The sequence below is a fragment of the Acinetobacter zhairuonensis genome, assembly GCF_022601715.1.
In the GTDB taxonomy this organism is placed as follows: domain Bacteria; phylum Pseudomonadota; class Gammaproteobacteria; order Pseudomonadales; family Moraxellaceae; genus Acinetobacter.
The window spans coordinates 1-16,968 of sequence record NZ_JAKVIM010000004.1 but is presented as its reverse complement, the minus strand read 5'-3'; the positions used below and the strand labels follow the sequence as shown (position 1 = coordinate 16,968).

The 16,968-nt window shown below is 44.6% G+C and carries 20 protein-coding genes and 2 tRNA genes; 12 read left to right on the top strand and 10 right to left on the bottom strand.

Annotated features, from left to right (window positions below; genetic code table 11):
- Window positions 1–86 precede the first annotated feature (86 nt).
- Window positions 87–530: a hypothetical protein gene (locus tag MKI85_RS04415; protein WP_241625371.1), complete on the bottom strand. Its 444-nt coding sequence runs from the start codon at window positions 528–530 to the stop codon at window positions 87–89.
- A gap of 250 nt (window positions 531–780) precedes the next feature.
- On the opposite strand from MKI85_RS04415, the gene MKI85_RS04410 reads away from it, so the two are divergent.
- Together MKI85_RS04410 and MKI85_RS04405 are read left to right on the top strand one after the other, a co-directional pair.
- Window positions 781–1,857 carry a DNA/RNA non-specific endonuclease gene (locus tag MKI85_RS04410; RefSeq protein ID WP_241625369.1) on the top strand — a complete coding sequence of 359 codons (1,077 nt, stop codon included), beginning with the start codon at window positions 781–783 and terminating at the stop codon, window positions 1,855–1,857.
- Window positions 1,858–1,899: 42 nt separating this feature from the next.
- Window positions 1,900–2,145, top strand: coding sequence for a hypothetical protein (locus MKI85_RS04405; protein WP_241625368.1), 246 nt, complete (start codon window positions 1,900–1,902; stop codon window positions 2,143–2,145).
- Window positions 2,146–2,198: 53 nt separating this feature from the next.
- Here the strand turns inward: MKI85_RS04405 and aqpZ are convergent, their stop codons facing one another.
- Both aqpZ and MKI85_RS04395 read right to left on the bottom strand, forming a co-directional pair.
- A complete protein-coding gene (gene aqpZ / locus MKI85_RS04400) occupies window positions 2,199–2,894 on the bottom strand; it encodes an aquaporin Z (protein WP_241625366.1) in 696 nt (231 codons plus the stop codon).
- Window positions 2,895–3,020: 126 nt separating this feature from the next.
- The gene (locus MKI85_RS04395) at window positions 3,021–4,028 is read right to left on the bottom strand and encodes an AraC family transcriptional regulator (protein ID WP_241625650.1); all 1,008 of its coding nucleotides are present in this window, start codon (window positions 4,026–4,028) and stop codon (window positions 3,021–3,023) included.
- A 103-nt stretch (window positions 4,029–4,131) separates the two neighbouring features.
- On the opposite strand from MKI85_RS04395, the gene MKI85_RS04390 reads away from it, so the two are divergent.
- A complete protein-coding gene (locus tag MKI85_RS04390) occupies window positions 4,132–4,788 on the top strand; it encodes a sterol desaturase family protein (protein WP_241625364.1) in 657 nt (218 codons plus the stop codon).
- A gap of 272 nt (window positions 4,789–5,060) precedes the next feature.
- Here the strand turns inward: MKI85_RS04390 and hisF are convergent, their stop codons facing one another.
- Window positions 5,061–5,819: an imidazole glycerol phosphate synthase subunit HisF gene (gene hisF, locus MKI85_RS04385; protein WP_100241251.1), complete on the bottom strand. Its 759-nt coding sequence runs from the start codon at window positions 5,817–5,819 to the stop codon at window positions 5,061–5,063.
- Window positions 5,820–5,932: 113 nt separating this feature from the next.
- Here hisF and MKI85_RS04380 point away from each other — a divergent pair, with 113 nt between their 5' ends.
- Genes MKI85_RS04380 through MKI85_RS04370 form a run of 3 tightly spaced genes read left to right on the top strand, consistent with a single transcriptional unit; the run spans window position 5,933 to window position 7,936 of the window.
- The gene (locus MKI85_RS04380; protein WP_241625362.1) at window positions 5,933–6,883 is read left to right on the top strand and encodes a homoserine kinase; all 951 of its coding nucleotides are present in this window, start codon (window positions 5,933–5,935) and stop codon (window positions 6,881–6,883) included.
- 13 nt (window positions 6,884–6,896) lie between these two features.
- Complete coding sequence (locus tag MKI85_RS04375) at window positions 6,897–7,517, top strand: DUF1294 domain-containing protein (RefSeq protein ID WP_241625360.1); 621 nt, start codon at window positions 6,897–6,899, stop codon at window positions 7,515–7,517.
- Between the two features lie 32 nt (window positions 7,518–7,549).
- Window positions 7,550–7,936: a DUF4870 family protein gene (locus tag MKI85_RS04370; RefSeq protein ID WP_241625358.1), complete on the top strand. Its 387-nt coding sequence runs from the start codon at window positions 7,550–7,552 to the stop codon at window positions 7,934–7,936.
- Between the two features lie 376 nt (window positions 7,937–8,312).
- Here the strand turns inward: MKI85_RS04370 and MKI85_RS04365 are convergent, their stop codons facing one another.
- On the bottom strand, window positions 8,313–8,672 hold the full coding sequence (locus MKI85_RS04365; protein ID WP_241625355.1) for a helix-turn-helix domain-containing protein: 360 nt from the start codon (window positions 8,670–8,672) through the stop codon (window positions 8,313–8,315).
- 98 nt (window positions 8,673–8,770) lie between these two features.
- Between MKI85_RS04365 and MKI85_RS04360 the strand changes: the two genes are divergently transcribed.
- Both MKI85_RS04360 and MKI85_RS04355 read left to right on the top strand, forming a co-directional pair.
- Window positions 8,771–10,102 (top strand): APC family permease, encoded by a 1,332-nt coding sequence (locus MKI85_RS04360; RefSeq protein ID WP_241625353.1) that lies wholly within the window; start codon window positions 8,771–8,773, stop codon window positions 10,100–10,102.
- Between the two features lie 36 nt (window positions 10,103–10,138).
- Window positions 10,139–11,551 (top strand): NAD(P)/FAD-dependent oxidoreductase, encoded by a 1,413-nt coding sequence (locus tag MKI85_RS04355; protein WP_241625351.1) that lies wholly within the window; start codon window positions 10,139–10,141, stop codon window positions 11,549–11,551.
- Window positions 11,552–11,605: 54 nt separating this feature from the next.
- On the opposite strand, the gene MKI85_RS04350 is transcribed toward MKI85_RS04355, so the two are convergent.
- A complete protein-coding gene (locus tag MKI85_RS04350) occupies window positions 11,606–12,505 on the bottom strand; it encodes a DMT family transporter (protein ID WP_241625349.1) in 900 nt (299 codons plus the stop codon).
- Window positions 12,506–12,600: 95 nt separating this feature from the next.
- Between MKI85_RS04350 and MKI85_RS04345 the strand changes: the two genes are divergently transcribed.
- Window positions 12,601–13,149, top strand: a complete 549-nt coding sequence (locus MKI85_RS04345; RefSeq protein WP_241625347.1) for a helix-turn-helix domain-containing protein — start codon at window positions 12,601–12,603, stop codon at window positions 13,147–13,149.
- A gap of 75 nt (window positions 13,150–13,224) precedes the next feature.
- Here MKI85_RS04345 and hisA read toward each other — a convergent pair whose 3' ends face one another.
- From hisA to hisB, 4 genes are all read right to left on the bottom strand, one after another.
- Window positions 13,225–13,956, bottom strand: coding sequence for a 1-(5-phosphoribosyl)-5-[(5-phosphoribosylamino)methylideneamino]imidazole-4-carboxamide isomerase (gene hisA / locus MKI85_RS04340; RefSeq protein ID WP_241625345.1), 732 nt, complete (start codon window positions 13,954–13,956; stop codon window positions 13,225–13,227).
- 87 nt (window positions 13,957–14,043) lie between these two features.
- Entirely contained in the window at window positions 14,044–14,676 is a 633-nt protein-coding gene (locus MKI85_RS04335) for a 3'-5' exonuclease (RefSeq protein ID WP_241625343.1), read from the bottom strand.
- Between the two features lie 102 nt (window positions 14,677–14,778).
- Complete coding sequence (gene hisH / locus MKI85_RS04330; RefSeq protein ID WP_241625341.1) at window positions 14,779–15,396, bottom strand: imidazole glycerol phosphate synthase subunit HisH; 618 nt, start codon at window positions 15,394–15,396, stop codon at window positions 14,779–14,781.
- Window positions 15,396–15,989 carry an imidazoleglycerol-phosphate dehydratase HisB gene (hisB, locus tag MKI85_RS04325; protein WP_016168741.1) on the bottom strand — a complete coding sequence of 198 codons (594 nt, stop codon included), beginning with the start codon at window positions 15,987–15,989 and terminating at the stop codon, window positions 15,396–15,398. Before hisB ends, hisH begins: the two co-directional genes overlap by 1 nt.
- 96 nt (window positions 15,990–16,085) lie before the next feature.
- On the opposite strand from hisB, the gene MKI85_RS04320 reads away from it, so the two are divergent.
- The 3 genes from MKI85_RS04320 (at window position 16,086) to MKI85_RS04310 (ending at window position 16,968) form a co-directional block, all read left to right on the top strand.
- Window positions 16,086–16,469 carry a GNAT family N-acetyltransferase gene (locus MKI85_RS04320; protein ID WP_241625338.1) on the top strand — a complete coding sequence of 128 codons (384 nt, stop codon included), beginning with the start codon at window positions 16,086–16,088 and terminating at the stop codon, window positions 16,467–16,469.
- Window positions 16,470–16,681: 212 nt separating this feature from the next.
- Window positions 16,682–16,757 (top strand) — tRNA-Phe (locus MKI85_RS04315).
- A gap of 138 nt (window positions 16,758–16,895) precedes the next feature.
- Window positions 16,896–16,968, top strand: a tRNA-Phe gene (locus tag MKI85_RS04310).

The following is a 16,968-nucleotide window of genomic DNA, read 5'->3' as shown; positions in this document are numbered from 1 at the left end:
AGTCGCATTGTAAAGATGATTCAAAAACCAAGGCATAGACCTTGGTTTTTTTATGCTTATATTCAATGTGAGCAGTGCCAATCTACTTATTGTGCAGGCATGCTTTGGCTATCTGCAGGCATAGGTTGAGCCTGCAGATTTTGTTCTGCTTCTGGCATGTTGCTATGTGGCATTTCAGCCTCTGCGTTATTAATTGGATGATCTGCGGAAGAATTGAATTGCGGGGCAGAAGGCATGGATTGACTTGGAGAAGCTGCGGTTGAGGTATCTGGTGATTGCTCCACAGCAGCGGCTGGGCTTGGCTGCGTGGAGATCTGTTCAGGATTGACTAAGCGCACCTGTCCAGATTGAACCAACTCCTGAATGGAGCCGGGTTGTCCATTAATACTGGTCGTAATTTTGGCTTGTGACAGGCTTTCTAAAGTTTCGCCTGCCTGTACAGCGGGTTCTGCAAACGCCGTAACATTGACAAGACCTATGAACAGACCACAGGCCAAAACTTTTGCAGCAATTAATTGATTTGAAGACATCATTACTCCGTCTTTTATTCTTACCGTTATTTGTATATCTACCATGGCATATTCAAAATTGAGCTGACAATCGAATCTACCTAATCGCATCGATAAGCCATTTAAAAGCCTGATGAAATCAGACAATTTGTTACAAGTGCCATCGGCATGTCATTATTTTGTTGAATTGTTATACGATCAGTCACATCTAGATATACTTCTGCAGAAGGGCTTTGTTAAGCTCCTGCAAAATCAGGCGTTTGATAAAGTAATGGCAAGTAAAAAACGTAGTTCTAAGCAATCTTTTCCGTGGTTTTTTAATCAGCACAGTTCAAAAGTGGTGTTGGGGGTGGTTGCAGCAGGTAGTTTTGCCATTGCCTTTGGGCAAGAGCGGATTAGTCAGTTTTTGTCTTTACCGAGTGCATCCAACTCGGCATGTTTAGACCAGTTTTATCGCGATGTGCCGCCATATTTAAATAAAGAGAGCCTCAAAAAGCAGAGCTATCCTTTGTGCTTTAATGGCTTTAATGTCATGTATTCTGGGGTGTCTAGAACTCCGTTATGGGTGGCGGAAGCTTTAACCCCTGCGCGCTTAAGCCAGAAAATTCCGCGTGAAGACAGCTTCCATGAAGAAGAGCGGATTCCAACGCAATATCGTGCCACTTTGTCGGATTATCGTGGTTCAGGCTATGATCGAGGGCATATGGCACCGAATGCCGACATGCCGAATAAGACTTCGCAGTTTGACAGTTTTTCTCTGGCCAATATGGTGCCGCAAGCGCCGAAAAATAATCAGGAAGTTTGGCGTAAACTGGAAGAAGCCACGCGCGCCATTGTGACCAAACACCAGACCGATGTCTATGTGGTGACGGGACCAACCTTTACCAGTAAAAAGATCAAAGTGATTGGGCAAGGGGTCATGGTTCCAACTGCGGTGTATAAAGCGGTATATATTCCTAAAACAGGTGCGATCGGGGTGTATTACGCGCCGAACAACAATTCACAAGACGTGAAAATTGTCAGCGTCTGCTATCTAGAAGAACAGATTGGGGTGAATCTGTTCCCGCAGCTCACTGAAGAGCAAAAGCGCAATACTTACCAGTTGCCATTGACTGCCAATGCAGTGAAAGCCAAACAGGAGATTGCCTATTCACATTGGGATGCGGAAAGCCAGTGTGCGGAAGATATCTCTGCGGATCAGCTTAAAGCTGCGCAACAAAGCTTTAGCTCGGGCAGTAGCAAGGCAGCCGCCAGCTCAGCCCCAAGTTTAGATGCAGAGACTCAAGATGCGATTGTGAAACAGTTGATTGAAGCCCTGTTGCAGTATATGTTGCAATGGGTGAAGTAAAAACAGCACACCTTCATTTGCAGCATTTACTCCGAGGTTGCCATGTTTAAACCTTTTGAAAATGATACCGAGTCACATGCGATTCATGATTTGACCTTAGAAAATCAGCTGGATCGGATCAATATTTATGGCAATTTGCAAATTGCCAAGGATCAGGCAGGTTTGGCAGCAGCCAAAGTGTTGCAAGCCTATCTGAATGCCATAGTGACCCGTTTGGAAGCAGAAACGGATTTACCGCAACAGCTTGATGCTGCTGCTACGCAGGAAGTCGAAAACCCGTTTTTATAAGTGGATATATCCAATAAAAGCCAGTCGATACAGATTACATCGACTGGCTTTTTTTAATTTCCGCTTTTGCTTTGCGCGACGAATTTGTAAATCAGACTACCAATCACGGCTCCGACAATAGGAGCCAGCCAGAACAGCCAGAGCTGGCGCATAGCAGCGGTTTCTGCAAACAGGGCAACCCCAGTACTTCGTGCAGGGTTGACCGAAGTATTGGTCACGGGAATGCTGATCAGGTGAATTAAGGTGAGTGCCAGACCAATGGCGATAGGGGCAAAACCCGCAGGTGTGCGTTTGTCTGTTGCCCCCATAATCACGATCAGGAAAAATGCGGTCAGAACCACTTCAATCATCAGTGCCGAAAGCAAGCCATATTGTCCAGGAGATAGTTCCGCATAACCGTTACTGGCGAATGAACCTGTGCCTGCGAAGTCGACTTGTCCTTGTGCAATCAAGAACAGTACAAAAGCCGCCAGCACCGCACCAATCAATTGCGCTGCCAGATAGGGCAATAAATCTTTACCATCGAAACGCTGACCGACCCATAAACCAATACTGACTGCGGGATTGAAATGTCCGCCTGAGATATGTCCAAAGGCATATGCACCCGTGAGCACCGTCAGACCAAAGGCGAGCGCGACACCTGCAAAACCAATGCCGAGTTCAGGAAATGCTGCGGCAAAAATCGCACTTCCGCAGCCACCAAACACCAGCCAAAATGTGCCAAGCAGCTCGGCAAGATATTTATTCATGGTCATCTCCACGGTTTTTGATTGTGGTTAATTTTTGTTCTAAAGTGCTACGTCTTATCTTTAACGATTAATTTAAGATTACTCAATGTGAAAATGATTAAAAAATGTGCTTATTTTTATAAATGCTTATATTGCTTGAAGATATAGTTTACGGAACTGCTGCGGTGTTTGTCCTGTCCATAATTTGAAAGCACGCTGAAATGCACTTTGTTCAGAGTAGCTTAAAAGTAGCGCGATTTCCTGCAAGCTCAGGTGAGGGTCTTTGAGATATTGTTCTGCCAGCATTTGACGTACTTGTTGGGTACGCTGCTGGTAACTGCTGTCTTGGGCCTGCAAATAGCGTTGTAACTGTCGTACCGAAATATTCAGTTGCTGGGCGATGACTTCAATTTGATACTGGTTTTTTTGCAGACCAGACAGAATCAGTTGCTGCAAGCGGTGGTCGAGCTGGGTCGAATGCGGGAGTTGCTTTAACAAGGCTTGCGCTTGTTGCATTAAAAGCTGCTGTAGGGTGTGATCCCCTTGTTGCAAGGGTTTGCTTAATTCGGCAAGCGGTAGCAAGACCTGCGTGGCAGGCTGTGAAAAGCGCACCTTACAATGAAAAAATTGCTCATACAGGCGGCTGTTTTTCGGGGCAGCATGACGAAAATGGACTTCATGTAGCTGAATGGGATTCGCTGCCATATTTTGATTGAGAAACTGCATCATCAGGGCAATCGCAATTTCATCGGTGAGTTGGGTGGTCAGATGCTGCGGCAGTTTGCCCCAGCGGATATACAAATAGTCACTATGGCTTTCAACTTGCAGTGGGCTACCATCATAAATTAAGCGATGGAAGTCATGATAGCGGCTTAAGGCTTCACCAAGCGTGTCACAAGCCAGTGCCAGATAAGCCAAAATACCCAAATGTTTAGCTTGCACAAAAGCCGCGATTTCCAGCCCAAGTGCAGGATCAGGTATTTGCTGCTGTAAATCATGTAGCAAGGCATACCAGATACGATAGTCAAAGCGTTCTAGGTTTTGCACTTTTTCCAGTTGTGGTGAAGCCGTCAGTCCTTTGGCTTGGCTGTAGCAATAAAGCAGGTGTCCCAATCCACCATAGACTGAACCTGTGTAATCATTCAGGGTGTGCATCATCTGTTTTTGTTGTCGTGATTTGTCAATATTAAGTTCGTTGATGGTCAATATTTATCACATTCAGTTTTCTATATTCAAGCCATGAAACGGAGAATTTACGATGTGGAAAGGATTTTTAGCAGGACTGGTAGTGGCCAATGGCTTTGAGTGGGTGGCACACAAATATCTATTACATGGCACCCATCGGGTAGGAAAACCACGTTATAGCCCTGTGCCCTTAAGTATGAAATCACACTGGGAGCATCATCGTGAAGTAAGGAGGCAAGAGTTTCATGATGAGAGCTATGTGGAAGGTTTGCCGCACTGGCGCACCCAAAATGAAGTGATGTCCTTGCTGGTTGCCGCAGGCATAAGCAGCGCCTTGTTTTATCCAATTTCGAAAGGCATGGCAGCGGCAGCGGTCTATAGTGCCTGCAATTATTTTTATATTCACCGTCGCGCGCACTTAGAGCCTGAATGGGCGATGAAAAAAATACCATGGCATTATGATCATCATATGAATGCCAATCAGGACGCCAACTGGTGCGTGACTAAACCGTGGTTTGATTATGTACTGGGGACTCGGGTCATTTCGGCAGAAAATTTACAAGAGCAGAATCCGTTGGGCGTGAAGTTGCCTTTATTTATGGCAAGCCGATTGAATCTACTGTCACAACGTTATTTCCCCGCTAAGTGGGTTGAAAAAGGTAGTAGCGCTGTATCTAACTCAAAGCCAAATCCAATAGGGGAGGCTACACAATCTGCGGAACTGTCGTAATTGGTCAATGATTTTGTCGGCTTTGGTCAATAACTGAGGGGAAATCCCATCTAAATTAGCTTTATTGGTTGCTTGATTTGCATCGCAACCAATGTCTGTATCTCGTTTTAAGTTGTTGAAGTATTTGAGCCAAATCAAGAGTGATTCAGTTTCTTGATTTATAGGGAGTCGTCAAGACTCCTTTTTTTTTCTTAGTTTTTCGCCAGCGTGGGCAGCAATAAAAAAGGAGCGCATTCAGCACTCCTTTGAACAGCCAGATGGATGCATTCGGTTTAGAGACGCATTTCAATGCCTTGCGCCGCTAAATATTGCTTGGCCTCAGGAATGGTATGTTGACCGAAGTGGAAAATAGAGGCTGCCAGTACTGCATCGGCACCACCTTTTAAAATACCATCTGCCAAGTGTTGCAGTGTTCCCACGCCACCCGAAGCAATCGTTGGAATAGTCACACGGTCATTAATGGCACGCATTAAGCCAAGGTCATAACCTGCTTTGGTGCCATCGGCATCCATGGAGGTAATCAGTAATTCACCTGCACCGTAGTCCGCCATTTTCACAGCCCATTCAATTGCATCAATGCCCGTTGGTTTACGACCACCGTGGGTGAAAATTTCCCATTTGTTTTCACCGGTTTTTTTCGCATCAATGGCAACCACAATACATTGCGCGCCAAAGCGTTGCGATGCTTCTTGCACAAATTCGGGATTAGTCACAGCCGCCGAGTTAATGCTGACTTTATCTGCACCTGCATTGAGCAATAAACGGATATCTTCAACTTTACGGACACCGCCACCCACGGTCAGTGGAACGAATACGCTTTCTGCCATGCGTTCTACCGTGCGGTAAGTGGTGTCGCGTCCATGATGTGTAGCAGTAATATCAAGAAAGGTAATTTCATCGGCACCTTGTTCGTTATAGCGACGCGCAACTTCTACAGGGTCACCTGCGTCACGAATATCAAGGAATTGTACACCTTTCACCACACGACCGTTGTCGACGTCTAGGCAAGGAATAATACGTTTAGCTAGCATAATTTTTTCCAATAATTACAGCCGATTATGAAACTCACCTACACAAGCGCTACACCTTGGCAGATTGAAACGGTATTCTATCAAACTTATGTAAGATTTTTCGCAGGTTTTCTATGTCGGTTTATACCACTTTGACTTTAAAGGAAGTTCAGGACTTCGCAGCCCCTTATGGATTAGAGGTGATTGACCTGATTCCCATTCAAGGAGGTATTCAAAATACAAACTATTTTCTGGTCTGTGCGAACCAGAGCCAGTACGTATTAACCGTGTTCGAAGAAATGGATGAACATGGTGCGGGAGAAATTGTGCCTGTGCTGGAACACTTGGGGCAACAAGGCTTGCCTGTCCCTGTACCCTTAAATCATTCGGGGCAAGCAATTCATTCTATTAAACAAAAACCTGCACAGATTGCACCACGTTTAATGGGCAAACATCCCATGCCAGCCACTTTGGCACAGGTGGAAGCCATTGCCGTGGCACAAGCCAAAATGCATGTGGCTTTACAGGATTTTCCTTTGGAACGTGCGCAGTACCGTAATCACCAATACTGGCGTCAGGTATCACGTGAAATTAAACCGACACTCAATGCTGCGGATACCGCATTACTAAATGGATTGTTGGGTTTGTATGATGCCATGACCGCAGTTTATCCAGACCGACCAAAAGGTTTTATCCATTCAGACCTGTTCCGTGACAATACCTTATTTGAAGGTGAAGAACTGAAAGGCATTCTCGACTTTTATGAATTAAATAAAGATGAATTGCTGTTTGATGTGGCGATTACTCTGAATGACTTCTGTACCGAATATCCTGATGTACATTTAGATGAAGAAAAAGCGTTGGCATTTTTGACTGCTTACCAAACGATTCGTCCGCTGACGGAAGATGAAAAAGCCTGTCTGGAATTGTATTTAGCCATGGCGGCAGGACGGTTCTGGATGATGCGTTTACAAGTGGCACAGAAAAATGCAGCTGAAGGACGTACAGGCGATGATATTTTGCAGAAAAATCCTTTAGAAATGCGTAATATGCTGATTGAACGCTTAAAATTTGTAAACGGCTAACAAGGAAGATCACATGCGAGATCAGGGACGCTTGGTGGAATGGTTTGATGATAAAGGTTATGGCTTTATTCAACCTGATGATGCCAATAAAGAGCGTGTGTTCTTACATATTAAGGACTTTGCGCGCCCTGGTCCGCGCCCGATTGTCGGCTGTGCCTTGGAATATGGGGTCTTGCTAGATGGGCAAGGACGTTTTCGTGCCCAGCAGGTAACCTATCTCAAAGCCTCACAAACAGCAAAACGAACTAAGCCAAAATCCAAACCCGCTGCACCGCAAAAGCATTCGGTGATGCAGCTGGCATGTATCGCTTATTTTATTGTGCTGGCGATTTTGGTGATGTTGGGCTTGCTCAGCGGGCTGGTTCTCCTGTTTATCAGTCTTATGAATGCCGCCAGCTACTGGTTTTATGCCCAAGATAAAGAAGCGGCACAATTGGGAGGTCGCCGTGTACCTGAACAAACGCTGCATATTCTGGCATTTTTGGGCGGTTGGCCTGCGGCATGGCTGGCGCAGCAAAAATTACGGCACAAAACACAAAAACAACCTTTTAAGAACGTGTATTTCTGTACTATAGCTTTAAATCTATTACTTATTTTATGGCTGATCTCTCCTTTAAATAGCTTGTTAATCTAGAGGAGAGCATTTCAATACGAAGGGGAAAAAGAATGAATAATCCCATTGACCAAGATCCAAATCGTAGTTTAACGCTTATTTTATATGTCCTTTATATCATTGCAATTTTTACGGGTGGTGTGTTGGCACTGATTGCCTTGATTATTAACTACGTCAAATTAAACGATGTCCGTGGCTCTATATTCGAGAGCCACTTTTTATGGCAAATCCGTAGTTTTTGGTGGTATTTTTTCTGGAATGTGATGGCTTTTGTGCCATTCTTTTTCTTGTTTTTCACGGGAGATAATCCAGACCTGTTTGCAGGCGTTGCCTTGGGCAGCACCATCTTCTGTGTCAGTGTGATTGCCATTGCTTGGATTTGGATCGTCTATCGCGCTATCCGTGGCATTATCACCTTGAATGATAACCAACCCATCTAAGCCATCAATTTGAATCGATCAAAGCTAAAAAATGGCATTTAAAAATGAAAAAGAGTGGCGAAAGCCACTCTTTTTTTTGCCCAATTCCGAGTCCACATGCACCATTGCTTGTCAGGGGATTGCCTCAAGCTGGACGGTTTAAGCGAACTAGCTTTACGTTGTGCATTTATCAAATGTACATTTTTTTGATAAATAGTTTACATTTTTAATAATTTAAAATTACTTTTTTAATATTTATAATGTACTTTCTTATAATAATAAAATTACATTTTTAATAATTATAATTTACTTTTTTAATAAATTAACTTTACATATATGTACAGTTATTTTTTTAAATTTATAAAGTGATTTTATTTAAAATATAAGTAACAGTGGATTAAGCATAATAGCGTCCGCGACGTCTGCGCAAACCTAAAACATGGATGGCACGAACCAACACGGCATAAGAAACACTATAGCCAAATTCCTGTTCAAATAAGGGAACTAAATCGCTAATATTCTGAAATTTTGTTTTCTTTACAAAGACTTGAAATTCTGTCCAATCTTTAATGTGACTGGGTGCACCACGTTTATCGCTGGGCTTTGGGACAAGGTCACCCGTCTCTTCTTCGAGCTTGATCCAGGCATCCAAAGTGACCCGTGAAATGTTAAATTGCTTGCACACCGCCACTTTGTAGTCGGTAATTTTATAGGCTTGAATTGCGGCTTTTCGCACTTCCATTGAGTATCTCGGCATTAATTTGTCTCATTTTTAAAATAAGATTTTTTATATTATATGGCATAGTTGTTGCAAAAAAAGAATTAAGTTAAATAAAATATGTAAGTGGTGGCAAAATGAAAAAAACCGAGGTTTCTTTCAGAACATTGTCTTTATGGCAGGTCATTATTATTGGTGTAGCGTATATGACGCCCATGACTGTCTTTGATACCTTCGGTATTGTCTCGGGGGTGACGGAAGGTCGTGTACCACTGGCATATTTATTGGCACTGTTTGCCATGCTGCTGACTGCAATCAGTTATGCCCGTTTTAGTCGGGTCAGTGATCAACCTGGGTCAGCCTATAGCTACACGGCTGAAACCTGTGGTCCGCAGGCAGGCTTCTTTGTCGGGTGGTGTGCCTTGTTGGACTATATTTTACTGCCATTGATTAATGCTTTGCTGGCAGGTATTTATTTGGAAGCCGTGATCCCAGCTGTTCCGTACTGGGCATGGGTGGTGCTGTTCACTGCTTTGGTCACCCTGATTAACTGTTTCAGAATTAATTTGCTGGCGAATTTGAGCCTGATTTTTGTCTTCGCTCCGATTGTGTTGATGTTGTTGTTCGTCTATCTGGTCATTCAAGGTGTAGGACATGACCAAGGTTATCAGCATGTACTGACCATGGCGCCGTTGTTCAATGGTAATCCTGAAATTCTGCCGTTGATTGCGGGTGCTTCCATCCTCTGTTTTTCTTTCTTGGGTTTTGATGCCGTCACCACTTTGTCGCACGAAACCAAAGATCCGAAGAAAACCATTCCACGTGCAGTGATCTATACCACTTTAATTGGTGGGGTGATTTTCTTTACCGCATCTTGGTTTATTCAGCTGTATTTTCCGAGCAATGTCCGCTTCAAAGATCCTGATGCGGCTTTACCTGAAATTGTCATGTATGTCGGGGGGGCATTGTTCCAAGCGGTTTTCCTTTGCGCGCAAATTATGAATACCTTTGCTTCAGGTATGGCCACCCATGCCAGTGCATCGCGCTTGCTACATATTATGGGACGTGACGGCATTTTCCATAAAGGCACTTTGGGTCAGGTGCACAGTAAATTGGGTACGCCGTTATATGCCGTGTTGGGCATCGGTGTGATTTGCTTGCTGGCAATCGTGCTGGATTTGGCAACCGTGGTCAGCATGATCAGTTTTGGCGCTTTGATTGCCTTTACCGCCGTCAATTTCTCGGTCTTTATGAAATTTTATGTACACGAGAAGCAACGTCAGGGCTGGAACAATAAATTTAAAAACCTGTTCTTACCGCTCATTTCTGTAGTGGCTATTTTATGCCTCTGGTTCAACCTCGAAAAATCAGCCTTGATGTTTGGTCTGGCATGGCTGGCAGTCGGCATCGTGATCTTTATTTATAAGAAACTGAAAAAGCAAAATATTGTGATTGGCAATGCCTATTAATGTTGACGTGTAGATCTAAGAGAAGTGAGAGAAAATATGCAAATCAATAAGCCAAAATTTCTAGAAGATGTGGAATTCAAAGCCAGCCATCAGCCACAAAGTGGCAAAGAGTGGAACTGGATTCCTGATACACGTGGGCAGTTTGAGCATCCTGCCAACTATTATGAAAGTTCATTGCAAGACTGGCATCGTTTTGATGCACTGAATGCCGATATTGTCTGCGATGTGCTGGTGATTGGTGGTGGTTTACTTGGAACCTCAACAGCACTGCATTTAGCGGAACAAGGGGTGGAGACGGTTCTGGTCGAGAAAAATCGAATTGGTGGTGCGGCATCAGGACGCAATGGTGGTCAACTTACCCCAGGTTTGGCGCGTTGGGAAGCCGAAGAAATGCTTCACCATTTTGGCTATGCCGAAGCTAAGCGTTTGTGGCACTTTACTTCGACTGAAGCCATGACTTTAATTGATGAGATTGCAGCGCGTTACGAGCTCGATTTACAGCGTAAGCAGGGGCATATTACCGCAGCGGTGCACGAAGGGCATTTGGTGGCACTCACCCAAGCTGCCGATGCACGTAAATATTTAGGTGAAGATCATACCCATGTGGTGGGGAAACATGAGCTGTTGCAGCATGTCAATTCGGATAATTATTTTGGCGGTTTGCTGGACAGCTTAGGTGGACAGATTCATCCTTTGGCATTGAATCGCGGTTTGGCCTATGGATTTTGCCAGAATGGTGGCAAGATCTACGAGCAAACCGAAGTACTTTCGGTACAGGAACGTGAAGATGGCATCTATGTCACGACCCAAGCTGGCGTGATTAAGGCACGTAAGAGTGTCGTCATGGCAGTGCATCATGCATCATTCAAGCTGTTAGAACAGCATAACCAAACCACCATTCCGTTTTATACCTATGTCTGCACCACAGCACCGCTGGAAGTAGACTTAAAAGAGTTATTGCCGTCGGATACGCCTGTGTACGATACCCAGTTCCAAATTGACTATTACCGTGGTGTATCTCAGAACCGCTTGTTATTTGGAGGGGAAGGTACAGGCTCTTGCTGGACCCCAGAAAAGACACATCAATATTTATTGGGGCGGATTCAGCACGTGTTCCCGCAACTTAAAAATGTAGCACTGGATTTTGTTTGGAGTGGGACGACCGATCTCACTATGAATGGCGCAGCCGATAGCCGTAAGTTTGGCGATAAATACCCAATCTATGCGGTACAAGGCTGGAGTGGGCATGGTGTGGCGCAGACGGTGCGGATTGGTAAAGCGATTGCCGATGACTTCTGTGGTCAGGCGGATGATTTTCAGATGCTGACGCATATTCAGCATCAGGATATTTTTTTTGGTCGTGCCTTAGCGCCTGTGGTGATTCCGATGGCGAAAAGTGCGTATAGTTTGGGGGCGATGGTGAATCCGGGTAAAATGGTGTCTTTCTAATTATTCACCCTCATGACGAAGTCGCCAGAGATCAAGGCGACTTCGTGTTGTAACTTAAACTTGTTTAGCTTCTTTCTTTGATTTTAATAATTTTGGCTTCCATTCACTGATCAGAATGCCAAACACCACCAGTACGCCCCCCAGTAGAGCCAGTGGTGCTAAACGCTCACCAGCCAGACGACCAAACAATGCCGCCCAGACAGGTTCACCTGCATAAATAATGGCAGCCTGAGACGGATTGACCGAACGCTGTGCCCAGTTCATCACGTATTGAATCATGGCGCTGGCAAGCCCCAAGGCAAAAGCGATGCTAACTAATGGCCATGAAAATGCTGGAATTTGATGCTCTCCCACCAGCGGCATAGCGGCAAAAGACAGGATTGAACCGACTGTCAGTTGAATCACGGTGACACGGGCCAAATTGACTTTCGGGGCAAAATAGCCAATCAGAATGATTTCCAGTGCGATGCCAATCGCCCCCAATAAAGTCACCACCTGACCGAAATTGAGCGAAATGGCTTGCAAACCGTTACCTGTGAGTAACACTAAACCGAGAAATGCACAGCACGCGCCAATCCAGATCATGAAATGTGGGGTTTTGCGGAAGATCAACCACAACAATACCGGCACCAGTGGCACATACAGCGCGGTTAAAAATGCGGATTCACTACTGCTGATGCTCTTTAAACCAACCGTTTGTGTGCCATAACCAATCGTCAGCATACAGCCAATAATAAACCCAGCCCACACATCCTGACGGGTGATGTGTTTCAACTGTTTCCAAGACAGCAAGCCAATCAGGGTCGCGGCACAGGCAAAGCGCAGCCCGACAAAAAACATCGGTGAACTGAAATTTAACGCATATTTAACCGTCAAAAAGGTACCGCCCCAAATAAAGGTAATTAGGATTAGGGCAATGACTGGTGCTTTAGAACCAAAACGTGCGGTGAACATAATGATGATGGGGGTTGTGCAATATATTGCACATAGCTTGCCATGCTTTTATTTTTTGTGCAATATACTGCGCAATGTTTTCTTGAAACACCTGTATGAAGCAGCCTGAAGTTTTACAATATGTCAGTCAAAATGTGCGCCACTATCGCAATTTAAGAGGCTTGAGCCAGCAGCAATTGGCGGATTTGGCTGGTTTAAGTCGTCGTATGGTGGCAGGCGTCGAGACAGGACAGGACAATATCAGTCTAGCGAAACTCAGTTTGATTGCCGATGTACTGGAAGTCGATTTTGCCCAGATCATCGCAGCTCCTGAACAGCAAGGACAAGCGGTAGTAAATGCCTTGGCTTGGCAGGGCACGCAAGAGCAAAGTGAGGCAAAACTGTTGGCTTCGGCATCGGCCAGTAAAAAAGTGGAACTCTGGACGTGGACGCTCGCACCGAATGAACAGTATTGTGCTGAACCTGACCCAGAAGGTTGGCGCGAGATGCTGTATGTGATTGAAGGCGAATTGACCCTAGATTTGGCGGGTGAAATGAAAGTGCTGCGCGCAGGGGAATCGATTGTGTACGCAAGTACCATCGAATATCGCTACATCAATCAGGCAGCCATGCCACTGAAATTTATTCGGAATGCGATTTACTAAACCGAAATGATTGGTTGAATATGATATTCAGCGACAAAAAAAGAGGTCAAGTGACCTCTTTTTTAGTGCTTAGGATTAGAGCGCTTGCTCATCCAATAACAGTTGTGCTTCACGCAAGTTCAATGAACCTTCATAAATTGCACGACCGGTAATCGCACCTAGAATACCCGGTTGACCTTTTAGGTTACGCACGTCATCCAAGTTGGTCACGCCACCAGAAGCAATCACAGGCAAGCCTGAGTATTGTGCCAAGTGGACAGTTTGTTCCACATTCACACCTTGCATCATGCCGTCACGTGCAATATCGGTGTACACAATACTGGATACGCCTGCATCGGCAAAACGTTTAGCCAAATCGGTTGCTTTAACGTCAGTGACATTCGCCCAGCCATCGGTCGCGACCATGCCATTCATGGCATCAATCCCGACAATGATACGACCTGCGAATTTCTTACATGCTTCTTCGACAAACTCAGGCTCTTTCACGGCTTTGGTGCCAATAATCACAAAAGACACGCCTGCATCAAGATAGTGCTCAATCGTTTCGAGTGAACGGATACCGCCACCAATTTGAATTGGCAAATCAGGCTGCGCTTTGGCAATCGCTTCAACCACAGGCTTATGAATTGGTGTACCTGCGAAAGCACCATTTAGATCGACCAAATGTAAGCGGCGAGCGCCTTCATTCACCCAATGCTGTGCAGTTGCTACAGGGTCATCAGAAAATACGGTATCGTCTTCCATACGGCCTTGTTTTAAACGCACACATTTGCCATCTTTCAGGTCAATTGCAGGGATGATCAGCATGCTTTCGCTCCTTACCCGATCTTATTGAAGTAATTTGCAGCAATCTTAGCAAAGTATTGGCAAATATCTAAGCCTAAGATGTTGCTTTTATTTCGTTCTATGCTGTGCAGCGGGCAAAGTGATGCCTAAACGCAGCAATTCTTGATAAATCAGCACAGGGGCGTAGGCATCTGCCGCAGCATATTGGATTTGTGCGGAACTTAAGGGGAATCTGCTCCAGTTCGAGGTGCTGATACTTTTACTTTTCGGGAAATTGACCTGAAACAGCAATGCCATGGCATTTTTCACCCCGACTGGGGTCGTAATGCCAAATGCGTGAAAGGCTTTGGAAAGATCGAGCACTTGATTGAAATGAATGCCTTTTTTACGAAACAGATGCGCATCATTTTTCAGCCCAAAACCGACTTTAAGTTGTGTTGGGCTTTCAAAAATTGGGGTCAGAAAATCCAGAATGGCAGGACTGATCTGGAAAATATAGGCCTTGTCCGCAGTTGCCAATTGAATCACATGGGGACCCGTGGCAACTTCACCTTTACGAAATGTTGGTTTTGACTCGGAATCAAAACCAAATAAAGGCGCTGCAAACAACTCCTCTTGTAAGGCATCACATTGGGTCAAGTTGGTAATAAGTTGAATTTGTTCAGACGCTAAATTTTGAAAAAGGGGTAATTGTTGAATTTGTTCTTTTGTAGGAAGAGGAGAGGGAATTTGGGTGGTCATAAAGTAAGGCCATATATTCGGCAATGTTCTAAACCGTATCATCTGGCAAAAATAAAGCCTAGGTCAACTAGGCTTTAAGTGTAGAAACAAAATGAAGTAGGTTTAAATATCCCATTCCACAAAGTTTTTCAGCAATTGCAGACCCGCAGTATGACTCTTTTCTGGGTGGAACTGCGTAGCAAACAGATTCTCTTTATGTAGTGCAGTACAGAACTGGATGCCATAATCACAAGTCGCGGCGACAATGCTGCTGTCTTTCGGTTCGACATAGAAGCTATGCACAAAGTAGAAACGCGCATCTTGTTCAATGTTGTTCCACATTGGATGGCTTGGATCAGCCTGATGAACCTGATTCCAGCCCATGTGCGGTACTTTTAAGCCTTGCATGGTTGGGAAGTGTTTGACTTCACCTTCAAAAATACCCAGTGCGTCTGCACCACCATTTTCTTCAGAATGCTGCATCAGGGCTTGCATACCAACGCAAATGGCTAAAACGGGTTTGTTAAAAGCCGCTTTACGCACCACTTCATCAATGCCTGCTTCATGCATACCTTGCATGCAGTCACGCATGGCACCCACGCCAGGGAAGACAATTTTATCCGCTTGGGCAATCAGTTTTGGATCGTTGGTGACATCCACCGTAGCACCGACATGCTCTAATGCTTTTGCAGCCGAGTGCAAATTGCCCATGCCATAGTCAAGAAGTGCAATACGCGTCATTACAAACTTCCTTTGGTTGAAGCAATGGTATTGGCTGCGCGAGGGTCAACTTCACATGCCATACGCAGTGCGCGAGCAAAAGCTTTGAACACACTTTCAATTTGGTGGTGGCTGTTTTTACCTTTAAGATTGTCAATGTGCACCGTCATGAGGGCATGATTGACGAAACCCTGGAAGAATTCTGAGAATAAATCCACATCAAAACGACCAATCATGGCACGCGTGAAGGGAATATCCATAAATAAACCCGGACGACCAGAAAGATCAACCACAGCACGGCTTAATGATTCATCCAGTGGTGCATAAAAATGCCCATAACGACGTAAGCCTTTTTTATCACCTAATGCTTGGGCAAAAGCCTGACCAAGGGTAATACCACAGTCTTCTACGGTATGGTGATCATCAATTTCCAAGTCGCCGTCACAATGGATATCGATATCAAATAGTCCATGCCGCTTGATTTGATCAATCATATGGTCTAAAAAAGGAACTCCAGTGTTTAAAGTGCCTTGACCTGTACCATCGAGATTTAAACGAACTCGAATTTTGGTTTCGTTGGTATTTCTTACCACTTCACTGATACGTTCTGTCATAGACACGTTCCTCAAAAACGTCAAAAATGATTGATGTAAACTGTTTTTCGCCGTGACGAAATCACCGCATATTAGATTGCTCAGGAGGGTTTATCAATGCCTATCACCGTACATGCTTATACTTCACTAGAAAATGAAGAGATTCGCAGCCAGCTTGAGCGACTGTATGACACCAGCCCAGAATTTGGTGACGGGCAAGATGCCATCGAACAACTTGAACAAAACTTAGCTCAGTATACCCTAGTTTACACCGCAGAATTTAATACCAAAGTGATAGGTGCAATTTGGTGTACAGGGCAGGGTGAAAGTAAAACCCTAGAATATGTAGTGGTTCATCCAGCCAATCGGGGTCGTGGTGTCGCTGAACGGTTGGTCGAAGAAGTTTGTCGTATGGAAGAGGCTAAAGGGGTGAAAATATTTGAACCCGGTTGTGGTGCAATTCACCGTTGTTTGGCGCATTTAAATAAGTTGCCGAGTTAAGTGGAAGAGCTAACTTGTGCTAGTTGCCTCGTGGGCATGAGTATTTAATAAGGAAAGCAGCAGTTATGCTGCTTTTTTTATTAAAGAGGATCAAGGGTAGGTAATCTTTTTAGAGCAGAAGTGAAGTTTTGATGAAAAAGCAATCATTCGATACAAGAATAATAAAAATCTGCTTGACTGATGTATCTTAAAACGCTTTAATACGCCCCATCGGCGTGATAGCTCAGTAGGTAGAGCAACGGATTGAAAATCCGTGTGTCCCCAGTTCGATCCTGGGTCTCGCCACCATATATTTTAAAACCAAATTTGTGTTTTCAATCCCTGATCCCATCAGGGATTTTTTTTGGGTAAAAAATATTCAAACGATTAAAATAATGAGAATTAGGATTGACTATTCAACTCAGATACGGCTTAATACACGGCATCGGCGTGATAGCTCAGTAGGTAGAGCAACGGATTGAAAATCCGTGTGTCCCCAGTTCGATCCTGGGTCTCGCCA